The organism is Pseudomonas putida, assembly GCF_016406145.1.
Classification (GTDB): Bacteria; Pseudomonadota; Gammaproteobacteria; order Pseudomonadales; family Pseudomonadaceae; genus Aquipseudomonas; species Aquipseudomonas putida_E.
Genome location: NZ_CP066306.1, coordinates 2,014,518 through 2,037,913 on the forward strand (window position 1 = coordinate 2,014,518; position 23,396 = coordinate 2,037,913).

13 protein-coding genes are annotated in these 23,396 nt (G+C 64.2%); 4 read left to right on the forward strand and 9 right to left on the reverse strand.

The window, feature by feature from the left end; genetic code table 11:
* Nucleotide 1: 1 nt before the first annotated feature.
* Both JET17_RS09250 and JET17_RS09255 read right to left on the reverse strand, forming a co-directional pair.
* Nucleotides 2–1,609, reverse strand: a complete 1,608-nt coding sequence (locus JET17_RS09250) for a carboxyl transferase domain-containing protein (protein ID WP_012313712.1) — start codon at nt 1,607–1,609, stop codon at nt 2–4.
* 19 nt (nt 1,610–1,628) lie between these two features.
* Nucleotides 1,629–2,792: an isovaleryl-CoA dehydrogenase gene (locus JET17_RS09255; protein ID WP_012313713.1), complete on the reverse strand. Its 1,164-nt coding sequence runs from the start codon at nt 2,790–2,792 to the stop codon at nt 1,629–1,631.
* Between the two features lie 216 nt (nt 2,793–3,008).
* On the opposite strand from JET17_RS09255, the gene JET17_RS09260 reads away from it, so the two are divergent.
* Nucleotides 3,009–4,691 carry an AMP-binding protein gene (locus JET17_RS09260; RefSeq protein ID WP_012313714.1) on the forward strand — a complete coding sequence of 561 codons (1,683 nt, stop codon included), beginning with the start codon at nt 3,009–3,011 and terminating at the stop codon, nt 4,689–4,691.
* Nucleotides 4,692–4,774: 83 nt separating this feature from the next.
* On the opposite strand, the gene JET17_RS09265 is transcribed toward JET17_RS09260, so the two are convergent.
* Nucleotides 4,775–4,936: a hypothetical protein gene (locus JET17_RS09265; protein ID WP_012313715.1), complete on the reverse strand. Its 162-nt coding sequence runs from the start codon at nt 4,934–4,936 to the stop codon at nt 4,775–4,777.
* Between the two features lie 139 nt (nt 4,937–5,075).
* On the opposite strand from JET17_RS09265, the gene JET17_RS09270 reads away from it, so the two are divergent.
* From JET17_RS09270 to glgB, 3 genes are read left to right on the forward strand one after another with little or no spacing between them, the layout of a single operon-like run.
* On the forward strand, nt 5,076–7,094 hold the full coding sequence (locus JET17_RS09270; protein WP_012313716.1) for an alpha-1,4-glucan--maltose-1-phosphate maltosyltransferase: 2,019 nt from the start codon (nt 5,076–5,078) through the stop codon (nt 7,092–7,094).
* Between the two features lie 42 nt (nt 7,095–7,136).
* The gene (treS, locus tag JET17_RS09275) at nt 7,137–10,454 is read left to right on the forward strand and encodes a maltose alpha-D-glucosyltransferase (protein ID WP_012313717.1); all 3,318 of its coding nucleotides are present in this window, start codon (nt 7,137–7,139) and stop codon (nt 10,452–10,454) included.
* The gene (gene glgB / locus JET17_RS09280) at nt 10,455–12,665 is read left to right on the forward strand and encodes a 1,4-alpha-glucan branching protein GlgB (protein ID WP_012313718.1); all 2,211 of its coding nucleotides are present in this window, start codon (nt 10,455–10,457) and stop codon (nt 12,663–12,665) included.
* A 56-nt stretch (nt 12,666–12,721) separates the two neighbouring features.
* On the opposite strand, the gene JET17_RS09285 is transcribed toward glgB, so the two are convergent.
* The 6 genes from JET17_RS09285 to treZ all read right to left on the reverse strand — a co-directional run bounded on the left by JET17_RS09285 (nt 12,722) and on the right by treZ (nt 23,392).
* Nucleotides 12,722–13,798, reverse strand: a complete 1,077-nt coding sequence (locus tag JET17_RS09285; RefSeq protein WP_012313719.1) for an autotransporter outer membrane beta-barrel domain-containing protein — start codon at nt 13,796–13,798, stop codon at nt 12,722–12,724.
* A gap of 417 nt (nt 13,799–14,215) precedes the next feature.
* A complete protein-coding gene (glgX, locus tag JET17_RS09290; protein ID WP_012313720.1) occupies nt 14,216–16,369 on the reverse strand; it encodes a glycogen debranching protein GlgX in 2,154 nt (717 codons plus the stop codon).
* 144 nt (nt 16,370–16,513) lie between these two features.
* Nucleotides 16,514–16,798, reverse strand: a complete 285-nt coding sequence (locus JET17_RS09295; protein ID WP_012313721.1) for a DUF2934 domain-containing protein — start codon at nt 16,796–16,798, stop codon at nt 16,514–16,516.
* 14 nt (nt 16,799–16,812) lie between these two features.
* Nucleotides 16,813–19,587 carry a malto-oligosyltrehalose synthase gene (locus JET17_RS09300; RefSeq protein ID WP_012313722.1) on the reverse strand — a complete coding sequence of 925 codons (2,775 nt, stop codon included), beginning with the start codon at nt 19,585–19,587 and terminating at the stop codon, nt 16,813–16,815.
* A complete protein-coding gene (gene malQ / locus JET17_RS09305; protein ID WP_012313723.1) occupies nt 19,584–21,653 on the reverse strand; it encodes a 4-alpha-glucanotransferase in 2,070 nt (689 codons plus the stop codon). The genes JET17_RS09300 and malQ overlap by 4 nt, the downstream gene beginning before the upstream one ends.
* Entirely contained in the window at nt 21,650–23,392 is a 1,743-nt protein-coding gene (gene treZ / locus JET17_RS09310; RefSeq protein ID WP_012313724.1) for a malto-oligosyltrehalose trehalohydrolase, read from the reverse strand. Before treZ ends, malQ begins: the two co-directional genes overlap by 4 nt.
* Between the last annotated feature and the right edge of the window lie 4 nt (nt 23,393–23,396).

Consider the following 23,396-nt stretch of genomic DNA (forward strand, 5'->3'; position numbering starts at 1 on the left):
GTCACATCCGGAAAATGCCGAAGCGGCTCTGTTCGATCGGTGCGTTCAGCGCGGCGGACAACGCCAGGCCAAGCACGTCACGGGTCTGCGCCGGGTCGATGACGCCGTCATCCCACAGCCGGGCGCTGGAGTAGTAGGGGTGACCCTGGTGTTCGTACTGGTCGAGAATCGGCTGCTTGAGCCTGGCCTCATCCTCGGCGCTGAAGGCCTGGCCGCTGCGTTCACTCTGCTCGCGCTTGACCTGGGCCAACACTCCGGCGGCCTGTTCGGCCCCCATCACGCCAATCCGCGCGTTGGGCCACATCCACAGGAAGCGCGGATCGTAGGCGCGGCCACACATGCCGTAGTTGCCAGCGCCAAAGCTGCCACCGATGATCACCGTGAACTTCGGCACCTGGGCGCAGGCCACGGCAGTGACCAGCTTGGCGCCGTGCTTGGCGATGCCGCCTTCTTCGTATTTCTTGCCGACCATGAAGCCGGTGATGTTCTGCAGGAACAGCAGCGGTATGCCGCGTTGGCAGGCCAGTTCGATAAAGTGCGCGCCTTTTTGCGCGGCTTCGGCGAACAGGATGCCGTTGTTGGCCAGTATCGCCACCGGGTAGCCGTGCAGGTGGGCAAAGCCGCACACCAGCGTGGTGCCGAACAGTGCCTTGAATTCATCGAAACCCGACCCGTCGACCAGACGCGCAATCACCTCACGCACATCGAACGGTTGCTTGGCGTCGGCCGGCACCACGCCGTACAGCTCTTGGGCGGGATACAGCGGCGCAACCGGCGCCTGGCGTTGCAGCTTGCCGAGCTTGTGCCAGTTGAGGTTGGCCACGCTGCGCCGGGCCAGGGCCAGGGCGTGTTCATCATTGTCGGCATAGTGGTCAGCCACGCCGCTGGTGCGGCAATGTACATCGGCACCGCCGAGGTCTTCGGCGCTCACCACCTCACCCGTCGCGGCTTTCACCAGTGGCGGGCCCGCCAGGAAGATGGTCGCCTGCTGGCGGACCATGATCGCTTCGTCGGCCATGGCCGGCACATAGGCGCCGCCTGCGGTGCACGAGCCCATGACCACGGCGATCTGCGGGATGCCCAGCGCGCTCATGTTGGCCTGGTTGAAGAAGATCCGCCCGAAGTGCTCGCGGTCCGGGAACACTTCATCCTGGCGCGGCAGGTTGGCGCCGCCCGAGTCCACCAGGTAGATGCAAGGCAGGCGGTTCTGCTGGGCGATGGTTTGCGCACGCAGGTGCTTTTTGACCGTCAGCGGGTAGTACGAACCGCCTTTTACGGTGGCGTCGTTGGCCACGATCATGCATTCCACGCCTTCGACACGGCCGATGCCCGCGATGACGCCGGCAGCGGGCACGTCTTCGCCGTACACCTCATGGGCGGCCAGCTGGCCGATTTCGAGGAATGGCGAGCCCGGGTCCAGCAGGCGATCTATACGCTCGCGCGGCAGCAGTTTGCCCCTGGAGGTGTGCCGCTCCTGGGCCTTGGGCCCGCCGCCTTGGGCGATGTGGGCGAGCAGGCCGCGCAGGACCTGGACCTGTTCGAGCATGGCCGCGCTGTTGCCGGCGAATTCCGCCGAACGCGGGTTGATCTGGGTGTGCAAGGTAGCCATGTGCGCCCGTCCCTTGTGCTCAGCGGGTTTCGTTGAACAGTTCGCGGCCGATCAGCATCCGGCGGATTTCGCTGGTGCCGGCGCCGATCTCGTACAGCTTGGCATCACGCAGCAAGCGGCCCGCCGGGAATTCATTGATGTAGCCGTTGCCGCCGAGGATCTGGATCGCTTCCAGGGCCATCTGCGTGGCGCGCTCCGCGGTGTACAGGATCACCCCGGCGGCGTCCTTGCGTGTGGTCTCGCCACGGTCGCAGGCCTGGGCCACGGCGTACAGGTAGGCGCGGCTGGCGTTCAGTTGGGTGTACATGTCGGCGATCTTGCCCTGGATCAACTGGAACTCACCGATGCTCTGGCCGAACTGCTTGCGGTCGTGGATGTAGGGGACCACCAGGTCCATGCAGCTTTGCATGATGCCGGTGGGGCCACCGGAGAGCACTACGCGCTCGTAGTCCAGGCCGCTCATCAGTACGCGCACGCCGCCGTTGAGCTGGCCGAGGATGTTTTCTTCCGGTACTTCGACGTCATCGAAGAACAGTTCGCAGGTGTTGGAGCCGCGCATGCCCAGCTTGTCGAACTTGTTGCTGCGGCTGAAGCCTTGCCAGTCGCGCTCGACGATGAACGCGGTGATGCCGTGCGCGCCCTTGTCCAGGTCGGTCTTGGCGTAGATCACGTAGGTGTTGGCATCCGGGCCGTTGGTGATCCAGGTCTTGCTGCCGTTGAGCACGTAGCGGTCGCCGCGCTTTTCGGCGCGCAGTTTCATCGACACCACGTCGGAGCCGGCGTTTGGCTCGCTCATGGCCAGCGCGCCAATGTGCTCACCGCTGATCAGTTTGGGCAGGTACTTGAGCTTCTGCTCATGGGTGCCGTTGCGGTTGATCTGGTTGACGCACAGGTTGGAGTGGGCGCCGTAGGACAGCGCCACCGAGGCTGAGCCACGGCTGATTTCTTCCATCGACACCACGTGGGCCAGGTAGCCCAGGCCGGCGCCGCCGTACTCTTCCGGCACCGTGATGCCCAGCAGGCCCATGTCGCCAAACTTGCGCCACATGTCGGCAGGGAACAGGTTGTCGTGGTCGATCTGTGCGGCGCGTGGCGCCAGCTCGGCGGCGACGAAGGTGCGCACCTGGTCACGGAGCATGTCGATGGTTTCGCCCAGGGCGAAGTTCAGGGAGGGGTAATGCATGGGGCACCTTCTTGTTCTTGAAATTAGGAAACACCGTAGCTCATGAAGCGGTAGCCATTGGCGATGAGCGCTATGTCGTTTTCACCTTTACGTTAACGTAAACCTGCACCCCGTTAGTGTCAATCCGTTCATCACCTTTACGTAAACGTAAATCTGCGCCACAGTATTTGTCGCTTGCTTCAGTCGTGCCCAGAACAACCACAAGAAGGGACACCTATGAGTCAACCCAGTTACACCCGCGGTCGTCAGGACCAATCCTTGCTGACCCTGACCATCGGTCAGGCCTTCGATGCCACAGTGGCCCGTTACGCCGATGACGAGGCGTTGGTGGTGCGCCATCAGGGCCTGCGTTTCACCTGGCAGCAGTTGGCCGAACAGGTCGATGTCTATGCCCGGGCGTTGATGGCGCTGGGTGTCGACAGGGGGGACCGGATCGGCATCTGGTCACCCAACTGCGCCCAGTGGTGCATCCTGCAGCTGGCCAGCGCCAAGGTTGGTGCGATTCTGGTCAACATCAATCCGGCCTACCGGGTGGGCGAGTTGGAATATGTAGTGCGTCAGTCCGGCTGCCGTTGGCTGGTGTGCGCCGATGCCTTCAAGACCTCTGATTACCACGCCATGGTTCAGGAGCTGCTGCCGGAGCTGGCGGCAGTGGCGCCTGGTTATCTGGCAAGCGAACGCCTGCCCGAGCTGCGTGGGGTGATAAGCCTGGCCGGCAACCCGCCACCGGGCTTCCTGCCATGGCCTGCGCTGGCGGCGCGGGCAGCGCAGACGGCTGATGAGGCTTATCAGGCGCGCCAGCGCGGGCTGCAGTTCGACCAGCCGGTGAACATCCAGTACACCTCCGGCACCACCGGCGCACCCAAAGGGGCCACGCTCAGCCATTACAACATTCTCAACAACGGCTTCATGGTCGGGGAAAGTCTGGGCCTGACCAACACCGACCGTATGGTGATCCCGGTGCCGCTGTACCACTGCTTCGGCATGGTCATGGCCAACCTTGGTTGCATCACCCATGGCAGCACCATGATCTACCCCAGCGACGCCTTCGATGCCGAGCTCACTCTGCGTGCTGTTGCCGAGGAGCGCGCCAGCATCCTCTATGGCGTGCCTACCATGTTCATCGCCATGCTCGACCACCCGTCGCGCCAGCACTTGGACCTTTCGACCCTGCGCAGCGGCATCATGGCCGGTGCTACCTGCCCGATCGAGGTCATGCGCCGGGTCATCGACCAGCTGCACATGGCCCAAGTGCAAATTGCCTATGGCATGACGGAAACCAGCCCGGTGTCCCTGCAGACTGGCCCCGACGATGATCTGGAGCTACGGGTGACCACGGTTGGCCGCACCCAGCCCCATCTGGAGACCAAACTGGTGAATGCCGACGGCTGCATTGTGCCCAGGGGCGAGATCGGCGAATTGTGCACACGGGGTTACAGCGTGATGCTCGGTTACTGGGACAACCCGCAGGCCACGGCGGATGCCATCGATCCCGCAGGGTGGATGCACTCGGGCGACCTGGCAGTGATGGACGCAGATGGCCATGTGCGCATCGTCGGGCGCAACAAGGACATGATCATTCGCGGTGGCGAAAACATTTATCCGCGCGAGCTCGAGGAGTTCTTCTATACCCACCCTGCAGTGGCGGACGCCCAAGTGATCGGCATCCCGTGCGATAGGTATGGCGAGGAAGTGGTGGCCTGGATCAAGTTGCATCCCGGCCACAGCGCAACGGCTGAAGAGTTGCAGGGCTGGTGCAAGGCACGCATCGCGCACTACAAGGTGCCACGGCACTTCTGTTTCGTTGACGAGTTTCCCATGACGGTGACCGGCAAGGTGCAGAAGTTCAAGATGCGCGAAATCAGCGCGGCCACGCTTTCAGCAGTACCGGCTGGGTGATTCAGCTATGGTGCTGGCCGCGCCGGGTACCCGTGCACGGCCGGCACCACCGTTGCGGGTGCATCGGTTTCCCTCGTCTATTCTTAAGCCTTCACCGGTGGCTCCTGGCTCGGCGGGTCGCCCACCGTAGGCGGCTCGGTCGGTTTGATCGGCAGCTCGTCCGGATCTTCTTCCGGCACTGGCGGCGGCAGGCTCGGGTCGTCGATGTTGGGGTCGGGTGTCTCTGGTGGAATGGGAATGTTCATGGCCTGACCTCGCAGGGTGAATGAGAGGGTGGTGCAGGCTTTGATGCGTGGCTGCGCCGTTTGCTCAATTTTTTTGAACCCCCTGCGTGGACGATGGCTCTGAACCCTTACCGCCAATGCCAACAGGGAGCCAGGACCGATGTCGCGCAACGAGCCCTTCGAAAGCGTACCGATGGCGAACGATCACCCCGACCAGGCCATCAGCCTGTCCCAGGCGCTGATGGCGCCGCGCATCGTGATCGAGGATACCCAGCCTGCACTTGACGGTGGCGGTTTCGCCGTCAAGGCCATCAGCGGCCTGCCGGTTGCGGTTAGTAGCAAGGTATACAGCGACGGCCACGATCGCCTGGCCGTGATGCTCAACTGGCGGCAGGCCGATAGTCGGCGATGGCATTGCGTGCCGATGCATTCGCCGGGCAACGACTTGTGGCTGGCCGAGTTCACCCCCGCTGACCTGGGCCCGCACCTTTTCAGCATCGAGGCCTGGATCGACCCGTTCGCCACCTATTGCCACGACCTCGAGAAGAAGTTCCATGCTGGCGTCGAGGTCAAGCTGGAGCTGGAGGAGGGCCGCTTGTTGCTTGGCAAAGGTGCAGAGCGCAGCGAGGGCGAGTTGCGCGAGCAGATCAAGGCGCTGCAGGCGCAGCTGCCCGCGCTGTCGCAGGCTGACCAGGTGGCGCTGTTACTGGGGGCACAGGCGTCGCGCCTGATGACCGAGGCCGAGCACCGCAGCTACCTCACCTGCAGCCGCGAGTTCCCGGTAGATGTCGACCGCCCGGCCGCGCAGTTCGCCAGCTGGTACGAGCTGTTTCCACGTTCGATCACCGACAGTCCAGAGCGCCACGGCACCTTCAACGACGTGCACGAGCGTTTGCCGATGATTCGCGACATGGGCTTTGACGTGCTGTATTTCCCGCCCATTCATCCGATCGGCAAGCAGCACCGCAAGGGCCGCAACAACGCCTTGCAGGCTGAGCCCAACGACCCCGGCAGCCCCTACGCCATCGGCAGCCCCGAAGGCGGGCACGATGCCATTCACCCGCAGCTGGGCACCCGGGAGGACTTCCGCCGCCTGGTGGCCGCCGCCGGCGAGCACGGGCTGGAGATAGCCCTGGACTTCGCCATCCAGTGCTCCCAGGACCACCCGTGGCTCAAGGAACATCCCGGCTGGTTCAGCTGGCGCCCCGACGGCACCATCCGCTATGCCGAAAACCCGCCGAAGAAGTACCAGGACATCGTCAACGTAGACTTCTACGCCGCTGACGCCGTGCCGTCGCTGTGGCTGGCCCTGCGCGATGTGGTGGTGGGCTGGGTCGAGGAGGGGGTAAGAACCTTCCGCGTCGACAACCCGCACACCAAACCCCTGCCGTTCTGGCAATGGTTGATCGCCAATGTGCGCAGCCAGTACCCGGACGTGATCTTCCTCGCCGAGGCGTTCACCAAACCGGCGATGATGGCGCGCCTGGGCAAGGTGGGTTACGCCCAGAGCTACACCTATTTCACCTGGCGTAATACCAAACAGGAACTGCGCGAGTATTTCGAGCAGCTCAATCAGCCGCCCTGGAGCCTGTGTTACCGTCCCAACTTCTTCGTCAATACGCCGGACATCAACCCGTTCTTCCTGCACACCAGCGGCCGTGCGGGCTTTCTGATCCGCGCCGCGCTGGCGACCATGGGGTCGGGGCTGTGGGGCATGTACTCGGGCTTCGAACTGTGCGAAGGCACACCCCTGCCGGGCAAGGAAGAGTACCTGGACTCGGAGAAGTACGAGATCCGGCCGCGCGACTTCACCCAGCCCGGCAACATCATTGCCGAAATCGCCCAGCTCAACCGCATCCGCCGGCAGAACCGCGCCCTGCAGACGCACCTGGGGGTGGCGTTCTTCAACTGTTGGAACGACAACATCCTGTATTTCGCCAAGCGCACGCCTGAGCGCGACAACTACATCCTGATAGCGGTCAGCCTCGACCCGCACAACGCCCAGGAGGCCAGCTTCGAACTGCCGCTGTGGGAGCTGGGGCTGGACGATGACGCCGACACTCTGGGCGAAGACCTGATGAACGGCCATCGCTGGACCTGGCATGGCAAGACCCAATGGATGCGTATCGAACCATGGCATCAGCCATTTGGTATCTGGCGCATAGAAAAGGCCCGATAAGCCCCAGGGCGGCGCTGAACCCGCAATTGAAAGGAGTCGCACATGGCCAAGCGTTCCCGCCCGGCAGCCTTCCTCGACGACCCGCTGTGGTACAAGGATGCCGTGATCTACCAGTTGCACATCAAGTCGTTCTTCGATGCCAACAACGATGGTATAGGTGACTTCGCCGGCCTGATCAGCAAGCTCGACTACATCGCCGATCTTGGCGTCAACACCCTCTGGCTGTTGCCGTTCTACCCCTCGCCACGGCGCGATGACGGCTACGACATCGCCGAATACAAAGCCGTACATCCCGACTACGGCAGCATGGCCGATGCCCGGCGTTTCATCGCCGAGGCGCACAAGCGCGGGTTGCGGGTGATTACCGAACTGGTCATCAACCACACCAGCGACCAGCACCCCTGGTTCCAGCGTGCTCGCCATGCCAAGCGTGGCAGCAAGGCCCGCGACTTCTACGTGTGGTCGGATGACGACCAGAAATACGACGGTACGCGGATCATCTTCCTCGACACCGAGAAGTCCAACTGGACATGGGACCCTGTGGCGGGCCAGTACTTCTGGCACCGCTTCTACTCGCACCAGCCGGACCTGAATTTCGACAACCCCCAAGTGCTCAAGGCCGTGATCGGGGTGATGCGTTTCTGGCTCGATCTGGGCGTCGACGGCCTGCGCCTGGACGCTATCCCCTACCTCATCGAGCGCGATGGCACCAATAACGAGAACCTCCCCGAGACCCACAAGGTGCTCAAGGCGATTCGTGCCGAGATCGATGCCAATTACCCCGACCGCATGCTGCTTGCCGAGGCCAATCAGTGGCCCGAGGACACGCGCCCGTACTTTGGCGAGGGCGATGGCGACGAGTGTCACATGGCCTTCCACTTCCCGTTGATGCCGCGCATGTACATGGCCTTGGCCATGGAAGACCGCTTCCCTATCACCGACATCCTGCGCCAGACGCCGGAAATTCCGGCCAATTGCCAGTGGGCCATCTTCCTGCGCAACCACGATGAGCTGACCCTGGAAATGGTCACCGACCGCGAGCGCGACTACCTGTGGAACTACTACGCCCAAGACCGCCGCGCGCGTATCAACCTGGGTATTCGCCGCCGCCTGGCGCCGTTGCTGCAACGTGACCGCCGGCGCATCGAGCTGCTCACCAGCTTGCTGCTGTCGATGCCCGGCACGCCGACCCTGTACTACGGTGACGAACTGGGCATGGGTGACAACATCTACCTGGGCGACCGCGACGGTGTGCGTACCCCCATGCAGTGGTCGCCGGACCGCAACGGCGGTTTCTCCAAAGCCGACCCGCAGCGCCTGGTACTGCCGCCGATCATGGACCCGCTGTACGGCTACCAGACTGTCAACGTCGAGGCCCAGGCCCACGACCCGCATTCGCTGCTCAACTGGAACCGCCGCCTGCTGGCGGTGCGCAACCAGCAGAAAGCCTTTGGCCGCGGCACCTTGCGTACGCTCGCCCCGAGTAACCGCCGCATCCTTGCGTACATCCGCGAGTACACCGATGCTGAGGGCAACAGCGAAGTCATTCTGTGTGTTGCCAATGTGTCGCGTGCGGCGCAGGCCGCCGAACTTGAATTGTCCCAGTACGCCGACAAGGTGCCAGTGGAGATGCTCGGCGGCAGCGCCTTCCCGCCTATCGGTCAACTGCCGTTCCTGCTGACGTTGCCGCCTTATGCCTTCTACTGGTTCTTGCTGGCAGCGCACGACCGCATGCCCAGCTGGCATGTTCAAGCTACCGAGGGGTTGCCGGAATTGACTACGCTAGTGCTGCGCAAACGCATGGAAGAGCTGCTCGAAACGCCTTCGAGCGATACATTGCAAGACGCGATCCTGCCGCAATACCTGCCCAAACGACGCTGGTTCGCCGGCAAGGAAGGGCCTGTCGACCAGGTGCGCCTGTGTTACGGCGTGCGCTTGGGCACCGCCACGACACCCGTGCTGCTCAGCGAAATCGAAGTGCTGGGCGATGGCGTGGCCAACCGTTACCAGTTGCCGTTCGGGCTGCTGCCTGAAGACCAGATCAACAGTGCGTTGCCGCAACAACTGGCCATGTCGCGGGTACGCCGTGGCCGTCAGGTGGGCCTGATCACCGATGCCTTTGTGCTCGAACCCTTCATTCGCGCCGTGCTGCGCGCCTGCCAGGACGGCCTGCGCCTGCCCTGTGGCAATGGCCAGGGCGAGTTACGCTTCCACTGCACCGAGGCGCTGGCCAGCCTGGGCCTCGATGAAGACAGCGCTGTGCGTTACCTGAGCGCCGAGCAGTCCAACAGTTCGGTAGTAGTGGGCGATCGCGTAGTGCTCAAGCTGATCCGCCGGGTCAACCCGGGGGTTCACCCGGAGCTGGAAATGAGCGCCTACCTCACCGCCGCCGGGTTCGCCAATATCTCGCCACTGCTGGCCTGGGTCAGCCGGGTGGATGAAACGGACGCACCGCACCTGCTGATGATCGCCCAGGGTTATCTGAGTAACCAGGGCGACGCCTGGGCCTGGACGCAGAACACGCTGGAGCGGGCCATCCGCGACGAGATGGAGCCATCCAGCAACGATGGTGAAGCGCATACCGACGCATTGGCCGAGCTCAACGGTTTTGCTGCCTTGCTTGGCCAGCGTCTGGGCGAGATGCATCTGTTGCTGGCCGCCCCGACCGACGACCCCGCCTTCCGGCCGCGCAGCAGCGATGGCGAAGACAGCGAGCGCTGGGCCCAACAGATCAGCAGCGAGCTCTGCCATGCCCTGGACTTGCTGGCGCAGCACCGCGACAGCCTGGACAACGACAGCCAGGCGTTGGTCGACGACCTGCAACAGCAACGTGAAGGCCTTGCCCAGCACATCGCCAACTTGGCCAGGCAGGCCCAGGGTGGCCTGCTGATGCGGGTTCACGGCGACCTGCACCTGGGCCAGGTGCTGGTGGTGCAAGGGGATGCCTACCTCATCGATTTCGAAGGCGAGCCTTCGCGTGCACTGCAAGAGCGGCGTGCCAAGCACAGCCCGTACAAGGATGTCAGCGGCGTGTTGCGATCCTTCGACTATGCTGCTGCGATGATCCTGCGCAGCGCCTCGGCGGTAGACGCTTCCGAGGCGGCACGGCAGGCTCGTCAGCGGGTCGCCCGGCAGTACCTGCACCAGTCGCGCCACGCCTTCGTCGAAGCCTATGGCCTGGCCACCGCCGCCATGCCTCACGCCTGGCAACAGGCCGAGGGCGAGCGCGCCGCACTGGAACTGTTCTGCCTGGAAAAGGCCGCCTACGAGATTACTTATGAAGCCGAAAACCGGCCAAGTTGGCTGGCCGTGCCTTTGCATGGCTTGCATGGATTGATCAGTACCTGGGGAGAGTCATAGATGAATGCAACCACGCGTGATAACGGTGGCCTTCGGCAGCGGGAGCTCGATGCCCTTGCCCGCGCCGAGCACGCCGATCCTTTTGCAGTACTTGGCCCCCATGGCGATGGCGCGGGCGGACTGTGGGTCCGGGCCTTCCTGCCAACTGCTCTGAATGCTCGGGTGCTGGCCCGTAATGACGGGCGGGTGCTTGCCGAAATGCAGCAGGGCAGCCTGCCCGGGCTGTTCACCGCGCACCTCGATGATGCACAGCCGTACCTGCTGCAGATCGGCTGGGCCGGTGGCGAGCAGGTGACCGAAGACCCGTACAGCTTTGGCCCGCAGTTGGGCGACATGGACCTCCACCTGTTTGCCGAGGGTAACCACCGCGACCTGTCCGGGCGCTTTGGCGCCCAGCCCATTCAGGTCGACGGCGTCGATGGGGTGTGCTTTTCGGTATGGGCGCCCAATGCGCGGCGCGTGTCGGTGGTGGGCGACTTCAACAATTGGGACGGCCGTCGTCACCCGATGCGTCTACGGCACAGTGCCGGGGTGTGGGAGCTGTTCGTGCCGCGCCTGGGCGTAGGCGAAACCTACAAATTCGAGGTGCTGGGCAAGGAGGGCGTGCTGCCGCTGAAGGCCGACCCGCTTGCCCGTGCCACTGAGCTGCCGCCCAGCACGGCATCGAAAGTGGCCGGCGAACTCAGCCATTCATGGCAAGACCAGGAGTGGATGGAACACCGCGCCCAGCGCCATGCCTACAGTGCGCCGCTGTCGATCTATGAACTGCACCCAGGCTCCTGGCAGTGCGAGCTGGATGACCTGGGTGAAGTGTCGCGCTTCTACAATTGGCGCGAGCTGGCCGAGCGCCTGGTGCCCTACGTGCAGAAGCTCAACTTCACCCACATCGAGTTGCTGCCGATCATGGAGCATCCGTTCGGTGGCTCCTGGGGCTACCAGCCCTTGTCGATGTTCGCACCGACCTCGCGCTACGGCACGCCAGAAGACTTTGCCGCGTTCATCGACGCCTGCCACCAGGGCGGTATCGGTGTGATCCTCGACTGGGTGCCGGCGCATTTCCCTACGGACGAGCATGGCCTGGCGCGCTTCGACGGCACCGCCCTTTATGAGTACGACAACCCCCTGGAGGGTTTCCATCAGGACTGGAACACGCTGATCTACAACCTGGGCCGCAACGAAGTACGCGGTTTCATGCTGGCTTCAGCCCTGCACTGGCTCAAACACTTTCACATCGATGGCCTACGGGTCGATGCGGTGGCCTCGATGCTGTACCGCGACTATTCGCGCAAGGCTGGCGAGTGGGTGCCCAACCGCCATGGAGGGCGCGAGAACCTGGAGGCCATCGATTTCATCCGCCACCTCAACGGTGTGGCCGCCCATGAAGCGCCGGGCGCGCTGATCATCGCCGAAGAATCCACCGCCTGGCCGGGTGTCAGTCAGCCCACCCAGCAAGGTGGCTTGGGCTTCGCCTACAAGTGGAACATGGGCTGGATGCACGACACCCTGCACTATATCCAGAATGACCCGGTGCACCGCAGCTATCACCACAACGAGATGAGCTTCGGCCTGATCTATGCCTATTCCGAACATTTCATCCTGCCCATTTCCCATGATGAAGTGGTGCACGGCAAGCATTCGCTGATCGACAAGATGCCCGGTGATCGTTGGCAGAAGTTCGCCAACCTGCGGGCTTACCTGACCTTTATGTGGACTCACCCGGGCAAGAAGCTGTTGTTCATGGGCTGTGAGTTCGGCCAATGGCGGGAATGGAACCATGACCACCAGTTGGACTGGTATCTGCTGCAGTACCCCGAGCACCAAGGCGTGCAACGCCTGGTGGGTGACCTGAACCGGCTGTACCGTGAGCTGCCGGCATTGCATGAGCAAGATTGCCAGCCGCAGGGTTTCCAGTGGCTCATCGGTGATGACGCGCAAAACTGTGTGTATGCCTGGCTGCGCTGGAGCAGCAATGGTGAGCCATTGCTGGTGGTGGCCAACTTCACCCCGGTACCGCGCGAGGGGTATCGGATCGGCGTGCCGTTCGGTGAGCGCTGGCAAGAGCTGCTCAACAGCGACGCCGAACTGTACGCCGGGTCGAATGTGGGCAACCTGGGCGCGGTGGAGAGTGATGAGGTCGCCAGCCACGGGCAACCGCTGTCGCTGGCCCTGAACCTGCCACCGCTGGGTGTACTGGTGATGAAACCCGCCTGATCCCTGGGTCTGAGTTGGCCTCTTGGCGGGCTTGTCCCGCGAAGAGGCCACACTGATCACCAGCGCATCCTGACCCCCAGGCTGCCGATCAACCCGTTCAGATCGTTGTCATCCACATCACTGCTGTAATCGGCACTGACAAACAACGCCATGGAAGGTGTCACCCGCGCCACCAGGCCCAATCCCAGTTCCACCGTGGTCGAATAGCGCGAGCCGGAGATCTTGTCGACCTGGTCCAGCTTGACCTCGTCGGCATCGCTGAAGTCATACCAGACGTTGGTCCGCACATAGGGTTCGATGGGCATGCCCCGCACTTCGTAGCGCCCGGACAACTTGGCACCGACCCGGCCGCTCCACGTAGGCTGGCTGTCGAACGCCTGCAGCGTCTCTTCCTGCACCTGGTTGCCAGGGAAGAACTGCTGGTTGATCAATTGTGCCTGTGGCTCGATCACCCAACTGCCACCCAGGCGGATCGGGTAACCCCCCTCCACGGAAAACGTCATCGCATGGCCGCTGTCATTCACCCGCTGCCCAGTCTCGCCCCGGCCCAGTACATCGATGCGCGTGCCCATGGCTACAGCGTCCACGTGCCAGCCCTGCTCATGGGTCATGCTCCAGTACACCCCCAGGCTCTCGCCGCTGAGGTTCACTGCATTACGCTGCTTGTCGCCTAGCATCACACGGCTGCCCTTCAAGCTGCTTTGCAGATTGTTGTGCCCCACGAAAATGCCCGCGCGATGCACATTGCCGCCGCTGGTTTCACGCACGAACAGGTCCGGGCCAATCGTCAGTTGCTGGCTGGGTGCTTCCAGCTGTTCGGGGGCCTGAGCACCCGGGCGAGGTGTGCCCGGGAAAAACTGCGCCCATTGGCTGGCAATCAGGTCGGGAGCCAGCGGGCCATGTCGCTCGGCCATCTTGTTGCTGAAGGCTGTCAGCGTACCCAGGCTCAGGCCGCTGGCGCTGACCGGGTCAAGCGACAGTTGCGCCATTGCCGGTTGCTGCAGGAACAGGGGCGAGCTGGGGTCGTCCAGCAATGGGAAGGCGAAGGTTTCCACCGGGGTTGCCAGAAGCATCGACGTGGAAACCGCGTAGAAAATACGGTCGAAGCGCATCGGGTTCGAGGTGCTTTTCATGGCGGATCTCCTGTGTTTTTGTTGTACAGCCCAAGGACCTGGCCTGTTGTCACGAGCTGTACGGCAAAACACAGGGCGACCCAAACCAGTACGCCAGCCTTCTCAAGCACGCACGAAGGCGCGAGCTAAAGGCCCGGCGCAATTTTTTTACGACTAGATAATCTTTAGCTAAGGAGAGGTAAGGGCTTGCGTCAAGAAAGTGTTAAACAGGCGAGGGGTATTGGGGCGCAGCGTTAACGCCATGATTTTCAGCGAAAACCCTGCTTGCATAGCGGCGTTCGCTATTTGCTGCACCCTGGCTATGCCGAATCATTGCTAGCACCGCTGTTACGCCGGGTCGGGGCCGTGCGTCCAAGGTGGCAAGGCACAGCAGGCCCTGAGATCCGTTCGATCCAGGGCCGGTGAGCCAACACCGGCTCAGTCCTCCTCGCGCTGCAGCACCATCAGCAGCATCGAGCGCCCCTGGACCTGGAACGTGCTGTCGAACGGCAAGTGCTGGCCCTTGCGCAGTTCCGGCCGGTCGGTGTCCACCAGGCAGCTCCAGTAGTCACCGTCCGGTACCGTCGGCAGCAGGAACGGCACCACATCGTGATGCGCATTGACGATCAGCAGCACAGTCGCCTCCGAACCCGGCCGGGCGATGCCACTGACCTGGGCGCGGCCGTCGATCAGCATGCCCAGGCAGCGCCCATGCGGATCTTCCCACTGCTCCACACTCATCTCGCTGCCGTCAGGCGCCAGCCAGGTCACGTCCTTGACCCCGATGGCCTCGTTGTAGTCGCCGACCAGAAAGCGTGAGCGGCGCAGCACCGGGTAGGCCAGGCGCAGGCGAGTCAGGCGCTTGACGAAGGCCAGCAGGTCTTTGCCCTCTTCGTCCAGGTCCCAGTTGACCCAGCCGATCTCGCTGTCTTGGCAATAGGCATTGTTGTTGCCGTGCTGGGTGCGGCTGAACTCGTCGCCAGCGACGATCATGGGCGTGCCTTGGGCCAGCAGCAGGGTGGCGAAGAAGTTGCGCATCTGGCGCATGCGCAGGGCATTGATTTCCGGGTCGTCGGTGGGGCCTTCCGCGCCACAGTTCCACGACAGGTTGTTGTCGGTGCCGTCCTGGTTGTTCTCGTCGTTGTCTTCGTTGTGTTTGCCGTTGTACGACACCAGATCGCGCAGGGTGAAACCGTCGTGGGCAGTGACGAAGTTGACCGAGGCATAGGGGCGCCGGCCGCGGTTGTTGAACATGTCGCCCGAGGCGGTCATGCGCGAGGCGAAGTCGGCCAGCTGGCCTTCGTCGCCTTTCCAGAAGGCGCGCACGGTGTCGCGGAAGCGGTCGTTCCATTCCGCCCAGCCCGGTGCGAAGTTGCCCACCTGATAACCACCTGGGCCGCAGTCCCATGGCTCGGCGATCAGCTTGACCTGGCTGAGCATCGGGTCCTGACGACAGGCGACGAGGAACCCGTGGCGTTCGCTGTAGCCGTCGTGGTAACGGCCCAGGATGGTTGCCAGGTCAAAGCGGAAGCCGTCCACGTGCATCTCGCCAGCCCAGTAGCGCAGCGAATCGGTCACCAGTTGCAGCACGCACGGGTGGCTGAGGTCCAGGGTGTTGCCGGTGCCGGAATCGTTGATGTAATAGCGTTTGTCATCGGGCATCAGCCGATAGTACGAGGCGTTGTCGATGCCGCGCATGGACAGCGTGGGGCCGCGCTCGTTGCCCTCGGCGGTGTGGTTGTAGACCACATCGAGGATCACTTCGAGGCCGGCGTCGTGCAGGTGCGCGACCATTTCCTTGAACTCGGCGATCTTGCCACTGGCCAGGTAACGCGGGTGCGGCGCGAAGAAGGCGATGCTGTTGTAGCCCCAGTAATTGTTAAGGCCTTTGTCCAGCAGGTGCTGGTCATTGACGAAGGCGTGGATCGGTAGCAGCTCGATGCTCGACACGCCAAGGTCCTTGATGTGCTTGAGCAACTCGTCATTGGCAAGGCCGGCGAACGTGCCGCGCAGATTTTCCGGCACGGCCGGGTGGCGCATGCTGATGCCGCGGGCATGCGCTTCATAGATGATGGTGCGCTCCCAGGGGATTTGTACACGCTGGTCGCGGCCCCATGTGAAGGCCGGGTCGATGACTTTGCATTTGGGCACGAAGGGCGCGCTGTCGCGCTCGTCGTACGACAGGTCACCGTCGGGGTGGCCGATGGTATAGCCGAACAGCGCCTCGGACCATTTCAGGCTGCCCACCAGTTGCTTGGCGTAGGGGTCGATCAGCAGTTTGTTGGGGTTGAAGCGGTGGCCGTTCTCTGGCTCGTAGGGGCCATAGACACGGTAGCCGTATACCAGGCCAGGGTGAGCGTCAGGCAGGTAGCCGTGGTAGATCTCGTCTGTGTACTCCGGCAGCTCGATGCGCTCAAGCTCCTGCTCCCCTGTGGAGTCGAACAGGCACAGCTCGACCTTGGTGGCGTTGGCTGAGAACAGGGCGAAGTTGACCCCCAGCCCATCCCAGGTGGCGCCGAGCGGGAAGGGCATGCCCTCGCGCAGGCGGGATGGTGCTATGGAGCGGGTTTTCTTGGGAATGCGGGGGCTCATGGTGGTCCTCGGGTGGCCGTAGGGAAGGGGACGGATGGTCCTTCAGCCCCGGCCCCATCGCCGGCAAGCCGGCTGCCACCGCAATCCCAGGGTCTTTGAGATCTCTGTGGGAGCCGGCTTGCCGGCGATAGGGCCGGGACCGGCTTAGCCAGCAGCCGGCTTCTTCACCGCCTTGGGCTTTTTCGCAGCGGCCGGTTTCACCCCTGGCAGCGCCGCCGCCTTGGGCTCGGCAGGCGCTTTTGGCGCCGCCGCGACCTTGGGTTTAGCGGCGGCCTTCTTGCGCGGCGCGGCCTTGGGCGCCAGCGCCTCGGCCTCGGCCAGCTTGCGGGCCATGTCCCAGTGGCGCTCTTCCTCGCCTACAGGCTTACCCTCAGACTCCCAGATCTGGTAGGCAAATTCGCGAATACGCTTTTCATCGACACTCATCATGACGCTCCTGATGCTCAAGATTGTTGTATCAACACATTGACCGGAAATTCCGACAGCACGGCGCTCAACATCAGCTCCTTTGAAGGGCTGACCACCGCGCTTGGGAAAAGTCCCATCGAGTTGGCAGGCGACAAGGCAAACGGCAGAATCACCCGGGTGTCGTCCCAGTTCTGTGCCGGGATCAACGGTGTAGAAGCGCCGCCCAACAGGCCGCTGGCCAGGCGCGGGGCGACGACGATGGCGCGGTGTTCCTCACCCAGCCGGGCAAAGGCCACGACCTTGTCGGCATGGCGGCCCTGCACGTTCAGCGGCAGGTAGGCACCGCGGCGGAACAGCTCGGCGTGGGCCTGCCGGCAATCCAGCAGCCGCGCCACCAGCGCCTGCTTGATGCGGCCGTCGCGCCAGTGCGCCAGTAGCTCTGCCACGGGCAGGGCGTCGTCCAGCGTGCGACGCCTGCAAGCGTAGTCCACGGGGCGGCGGTTGTCGGGGTCGACCAGGCTGAAATCCCAGTACTCATTGCCCTGATAAAGGTCTGGCACGCCGGGCACGGTGCTGCGCAGCAAGGCCTGGACCAGGCCATTGAGGGCGCCGGGGGTGGCGATCGACTGCGCCGCGTCGGCCACGGACTGGCGTAACTGCTGGTTCTCGCGGTCGAGCAACAGGCCATCGACATAGGCGGCGCAGGCGGCCTCGTAGGCTTCGTTCGGGGCGTTCCAGCTGCTGCGCAGCTTGGCTTCGCGCAGCGCCTTCTGCTGCCATTGGCGGATGCGCCCGGCATAGTGCTGCAGGGCATTATCGTCGTGCAGGTCAAGGTCCAGGGGCCAACTGCCCAGCAGCGTCTGCAACAGCATTAACTCGTCGCCCGGGCTCGGCGCAACGCCGTCGTCCAACTGGTCACGCAGCGGTGCCGCCAGCTCGCGCCAGTGCTCCACGCGGCTGGCGAACCAGGGGCCGCGCTCACTGAGCACCGCCAGCCGCGCGCGGGTGTCTTCGCCGCGTTTGTGGTCATGGGTGGCGGTGGCCAGCAGGTTGTTGGGGAAGTCGCGCAGGCGGCGCTGGGCCTCGTTGTGGAAGTGTTCGGGGCTGGCACTGAAGCGCTCGGCCTCGAAGCCTACGTCATTGCGCGACAGCAGGCGGGCCGAGCGGTAGAAGGTGGTGTCTTCCACGGCCTTGGCGGCGCTGGGCGCGGTGAGCTGTTGAAAGCGCACGCAGGCATGGCGCAGGTGCTTGCGCGGCCGGCCGGGGGGCAGCGTGCGCCATGCCTGGCCGCCGAGCCATTGTTCAAGCTGCTCGAGCAGCGGCCAATCTGCTTCGCTGAGGTCGTGGCGGGCATGGGCCAAGGCCTGCTGGAAGAATTTCTCGTCTTCGGCCGGGCGGCCGCAAGCATTGAAATACGTGCGGTACACCGGGTAGTGGGCGACCAGCGCCTGCAACGCGCGGCGGATCGCCCCAAGGGTCAGGTCGCGGGTCATCAAGTCGTCGCGCGCGACTTGCAGCAGCGCCTGGGCCACCGACTCGCAGTCGCCGGCCAAGCTGGCATTGAGCACCAGATGCCGGGCCTGGCGGACTTCCTCCGGGAAGTCCGGACGTTCGCTGACAGTGGCCCACAGCTCGGTCAACGGCGCTTCGCCAGCGGGGTCGTGCTGCAGCAGCGAGACCTGATTCATGAACTCGTAGCCGGTGGTACCGTCGGTGAGCCAGTCGCGATGCAGGTGTTCATCGGTGCCGAGAATCTTCTCGACGTAAATCGGGAAATGCTCAAGCGCCGCATTGAGGGGGCGCCTGGCAAGCAGACCGTCGACCCGCCGGCGCAGCTTGCGGCAATAACCGCGTGGGTCGGCCAGGCCGTCGATATGATCGATACGCAGGCCATCGACCAACCCGCGTTCAATCAGCTCGAACAGCTTGGCATGGGTCGCCTCGAATACCACCGAGCGCTCTACGCGCAGACCGCCCAGCTCGTTGATGTCGAAGAAACGCCGCCAGTTGATGTCGTCGGCGGCAGTGCGCCAGCTGGCCAGGCGGTAGGTTTGGCGTTCCAGCAGCAGGTGCAGGCGTTTGAAGCCGCTCTCGGTGCGGCTATCGAAGGCAAGCAGTGCAGACTGCAGGTCGGCGCCCTCGCGCACCAGGCGGGCCAGCTCGGCCTGCACCGGCAAAGCCGCTGTCAGCGGGTCGGCTGCATCGTTCAGTGCGGTGAAGTGCTCGGCCAGGCGCTGCAGGACAGGTTCGGGGCTCAGGGACAGAATCCAGCCATAGTCAACCGGGCAGATCGGGAAGCGGTGCTCGTAATGGGCCACCTGCAGCACGCCGTGCTGCTGGTCAAACTCCAGCGGAATTTCGCCATTTTTCAGCGCTGCGCCATAGTCGCAGCCCAAAAACGGCAGCAACAGCTGGCCGGCCAGCAGGGGGTCGCTGGAGTGCCACTGGATATCGAAGAACTCGGCGTAGGGGCTGCGCCGCCCCCACGCCAGCAAGCTTTGCCACCAGGGGTTATCGGCGCCGCCGACAGCCATGTGGTTGGAGACGGTGTCCAGGATCAGGCCCATGCCGTGCTGGCGCAAGGCGGCCACGAGCCGCTCCAGGGCGGCCTCGCCACCGAGCTCCGGGTTGACCTGGGTCGGGTCGACCACATCGTAACCGTGGCGCGAGCCGGCGCGGGCCTTGAGGATCGGCGAGGCATACAGGTGGCTGATGCCCAACTGGGCAAAATAGGGCACTAGCGGCAGTGCATGGTCGAGGGTGAAATCGCTGTGGAACTGCAGACGCAGTGTGGCGGACAACGGCTTCATCGGTCACGCTCCCAGGCTTGTTCGCGGGCCTGGGCCAACAGCTCCAGGCGGCGCGCGGCATCTTCATCGTCGAGCAGTTCGCGCACCGGGTGCTCGAATCGCCGGCGCCAGTTGGGGTGGCCTTCGGTCGTGCCGGGGAGGTTGGGTTGCTCTTCACTGCCGAGCAGGTCTTCGAGCGGGATCAGCACCAGCGGTGCGCGGGTGTGACCAACGTAACGGATGGCAGCATCGATCAAGTGGTCGTTGTCCTTTAGTGGGCCGTAATTGGCTTCCAGGGTGCGGCGCAGGCCGTCACGCTCTTTCTGTCGCGCCTGACGCCAGTGCAGCTCGGTGGCGTCATCGATCAGTTGCAGGCGCTGGCTCCAGTCGATGTCGCGGTTTTGCAGCCAGCCGGCCAGAGGTGCCAGGTCGTGGGTGCCGGTGGTGGCCAAGGCTTTGTCCGGCCAGTCGAGAATCGGCGTGAAGTGGCCGGGCTGAGCCTGCTCGAAAGGCAGTACGCGCATGCCCAGCACGGCCTTGGCCGCCAGTTCTTCGCGCAGGCCTTCAGGCACGGTGCCCAGGTCTTCACCGAGGATGATTGCCTGGTGCCGCACTGACTCCAGGGCCAGCAGGCGCAGCAGGTCCTCCAGCGGATACTGCAGGTAGGCCCCTTCGTCGGGCTTGCAGCCACGCGGGATCAGCCACAGGCGGCGCAGGCCCATCACATGGTCAATGCGCAGGCCGCCGGCATGGGCCAGGTTGGCCCGCAGCATTTCGATGAAGGCGCGGTAGCCATTGCGTTTGAGGCCTTCGGGCGAGAATGCGCAGATGCCCCAGTCCTGTCCGCTGCGGTTGAGGATGTCCGGCGGGGCGCCAACCTTCAGGTTGGCCAGCAACTCGTCCTGGCGGCTCCAGGCCTGGCTGCCGGCACCGTCGGCGCCCACCGCCAGGTCGGCGATCAGGCCGACCGCCATGCCGTTGCCACGGGCGGCTTCCTGCGCGCGCTGCAGGCTGCGCTCGGTCAGCCACTGGCAGAACGCATGGAACTCGACCTTGGCGGGATACGCGCTGGCGAAGGCCTCCACTTCTGGGTGATAGGGGTCGTGCCAGGCGCTCGGCCAGTTGCGCCAGTCGGCACCCAGGCCGTCGTCCACGGCGTGTGCCTGCAGCACTTCAAAGCGGCAGTGGTGCTCCAGCGCCTGGCCACCGGCCTCGCGGAAGCTCTCGAAGTCTTTGCGCAGGGGGTGATCCGCCTGGATGAAACTCTGGTACAGCGCGTCGAGCAGGCGCAGGCGGGCGTCGGCGGCGCGTGGCCAGTCGACCAGCGGGCGTTGCTCGAGGTCTTCCAGGGTTTGCTCCAGGCCACAGGCCTCGACGGCCATGCGCACGGCACGTTCACCGAGCACGGCAGCGGGGCTGGCATACAGGGGGTTGAGCAGCAGGCGGCTGGAGGGTGAGTAGGGGCTGTAGTGTTGCTGGTCGAACGCTGACAGGGCGTGGATCGGGCTGATGGCGAGGGCGTCGGCACCACGTTCTGCCGCGCTGCGCGCCAGTTGCTCCAGGGCCAGGCAGTCGCCGTAGCCGCCATCACCTGGGCGGCGCAGGCTGTAAAGCTGCGCCGCAATGCCCCAGCAGCGCGGTGGCGGCTGTTCGACAGCGTCCTCCAGGCTGTGGCAACGCAGCGGCGCCACGGCCACTGTGAAAGTACGGCCATCGATAGCGATGCGGTGATAGCCCAAGGGCAATGCGCCAGGCAGTTGTGCCTGGTTGTCGAGGGTCAGATCGAGCTGGCTGTCGTCTTCCAGGGTGCAGCGGGCGGCGCTGCCTGCGCTGAAGTAGCGCGCCAGTGCCAAAGGCTGGCCAAGGTCGGCGGTCAACAGCGGCGGTAAGTGTTCGCTGTCTTCGGCGGCGTCCACGGCGCGCAGGCTGTCTTGGATGGCACGGTCGTCACTGGCCGGGTGGCCGAGCGCTTCAAGGACCTTGCGCAGCACCTCGTCGCTGACCTGTTGCGGCCTGTTGTTGGCGTCGATCCAGTCGCGGGCCAGCCCTACACGGGCAGCCAGGCGGTGTAATGCGGTTTCACTCATGGGCGCTCCTGGCCAGGTGCAAGCAGGCTGACCACGCAGCTGTACGCAGACAGTGCGGTGTCGGGGTGCGTGGTGTCGCTACTGTCGAACAGGCGGTGTTCGGCAGCGGGCAGTTCGACCGGCTGTGGCGTGGCGGCCAGGTTCAGGTCGATGCGCAGGGTGTTGCCATTGCCCAGGCGCCAGCGTGCGGTCAGCGCCTTGTCGCCCAGCACGTCGGCGCCCAGCGCACGGCTGCCTGGCAGGTGCGGTATGACATGGCGCCGGCGCAGTTCGAGCAGTTGCTGATAAAGGCCGTGCCAGCCGGCGATGACTTCCTGACGCTGTGGCCGTGAGGCCTGGAATGTCTGCTCGGCATTGGGGTCGGGGATGCGCTCGCGCTGCTCGGGGTCGGCAAAGGCGGTGAAGTGGGCGAATTCGCCACGCCGACCTTCGCGCACGGCATCGGCCAGCTCGTCATGGAAGTCGGTGAAGAACAGAAACGGCCGGCAACTGCCATCCTCGTCCCCCATGAACAACAGCGGGATCATCGGCGACAGCAGCAACAGGCCGGTAGCGGCGCGCAGGGCAGGGACCGGGCACAGGCGGGTCAGGCGTTCGCCCAGGGCGCGGTTGCCGATCTGGTCGTGGTTTTGTAGAAACAGTACGAACGAACTGGGCTCAAGGTGGCCACTTGGTTCGCCGCGCGGCTGGCCATGGCGGTTGGCCTGGCCCTGGAACACGAACCCTTCGGACAGGCAGCGGGCCAGCTGGTTGATTGGCTGTTGCTGATAGTCGGCGTAGTACCCTTCGGTTTCACCCGTGAGCAGCACGTGCAGGGCATTGTGACCATCGTCGTTCCACTGGGCATCAAAGCCCTGTTCCAGCAAGAACGCCTGGTTGTGTTCATTCTCCAGCATCAGCCACACCTGCCGGCCAGGTTCCACCGCAGCGCGTACCCGTTGCGCCAGCTCGACCAGGAAGTCGGGCTGGTCGATGGCATGCACTGCATCCAGGCGCAGGCCGTCGCAGCGGTAGTCGCACAGCCACATCAGGGCGTTCTGGATGAAGAACTCGCGCACCTCTGGCCGTCGGAAGTCGATGGCTGCGCCCCAGGGCGTCTGCCGGTCCTCTCGGAAAAACGGGCTGGCGTACTGGTGCAGGTAGTTGCCGTCCGGCCCGAAGTGGTTGTAGACCACATCCACCACTACCATCAGGCCCTCGCCGTGGGCGTTGTCGACCAGCGCGCACAATTGCTCAGGGCTGCCATAGCTGTGCTGCGGCGCGTATGGCAGCACGCCGTCGTAGCCCCAGTTACGCTCGCCAGGGAACTGCCCCAGCGGCATCAGCTCGATGGCGCTGATGCCAAGCTCTGCCAGGCGCGGCAGATGCCGGGCGACACCAGGGTAGCCCTCGAGCACGCCGACGTGCAGTTCCTGAATCACCGCTTCGTGCCAAGGGCGGCCTAGCCAGGAGTGTTGCCAGGCGTAAGCCTGGGTATCAACCACCTGGCTCGGCCCCTGCACGCCGTCCGGCTGATAGCGCGAGGCCGGGTCGGCCACCAGAAGCTTGCCGTCTATGCGGTACTTATAACGATCGCCTGCCTTGCACGGGGCAATCCCCGTGTACCAGCCATCTTCGTCGGGCAGCAACTCGACAGGGGGCTGCTGCTCCAGTTCCAAGCTCACGTTGCGCGCATCCGGCGCCCACAGGGCGAAGCGCGCCGACGTGGCGTCCAGTAGGTGTGCGCCATGCCTGTGCATCTTC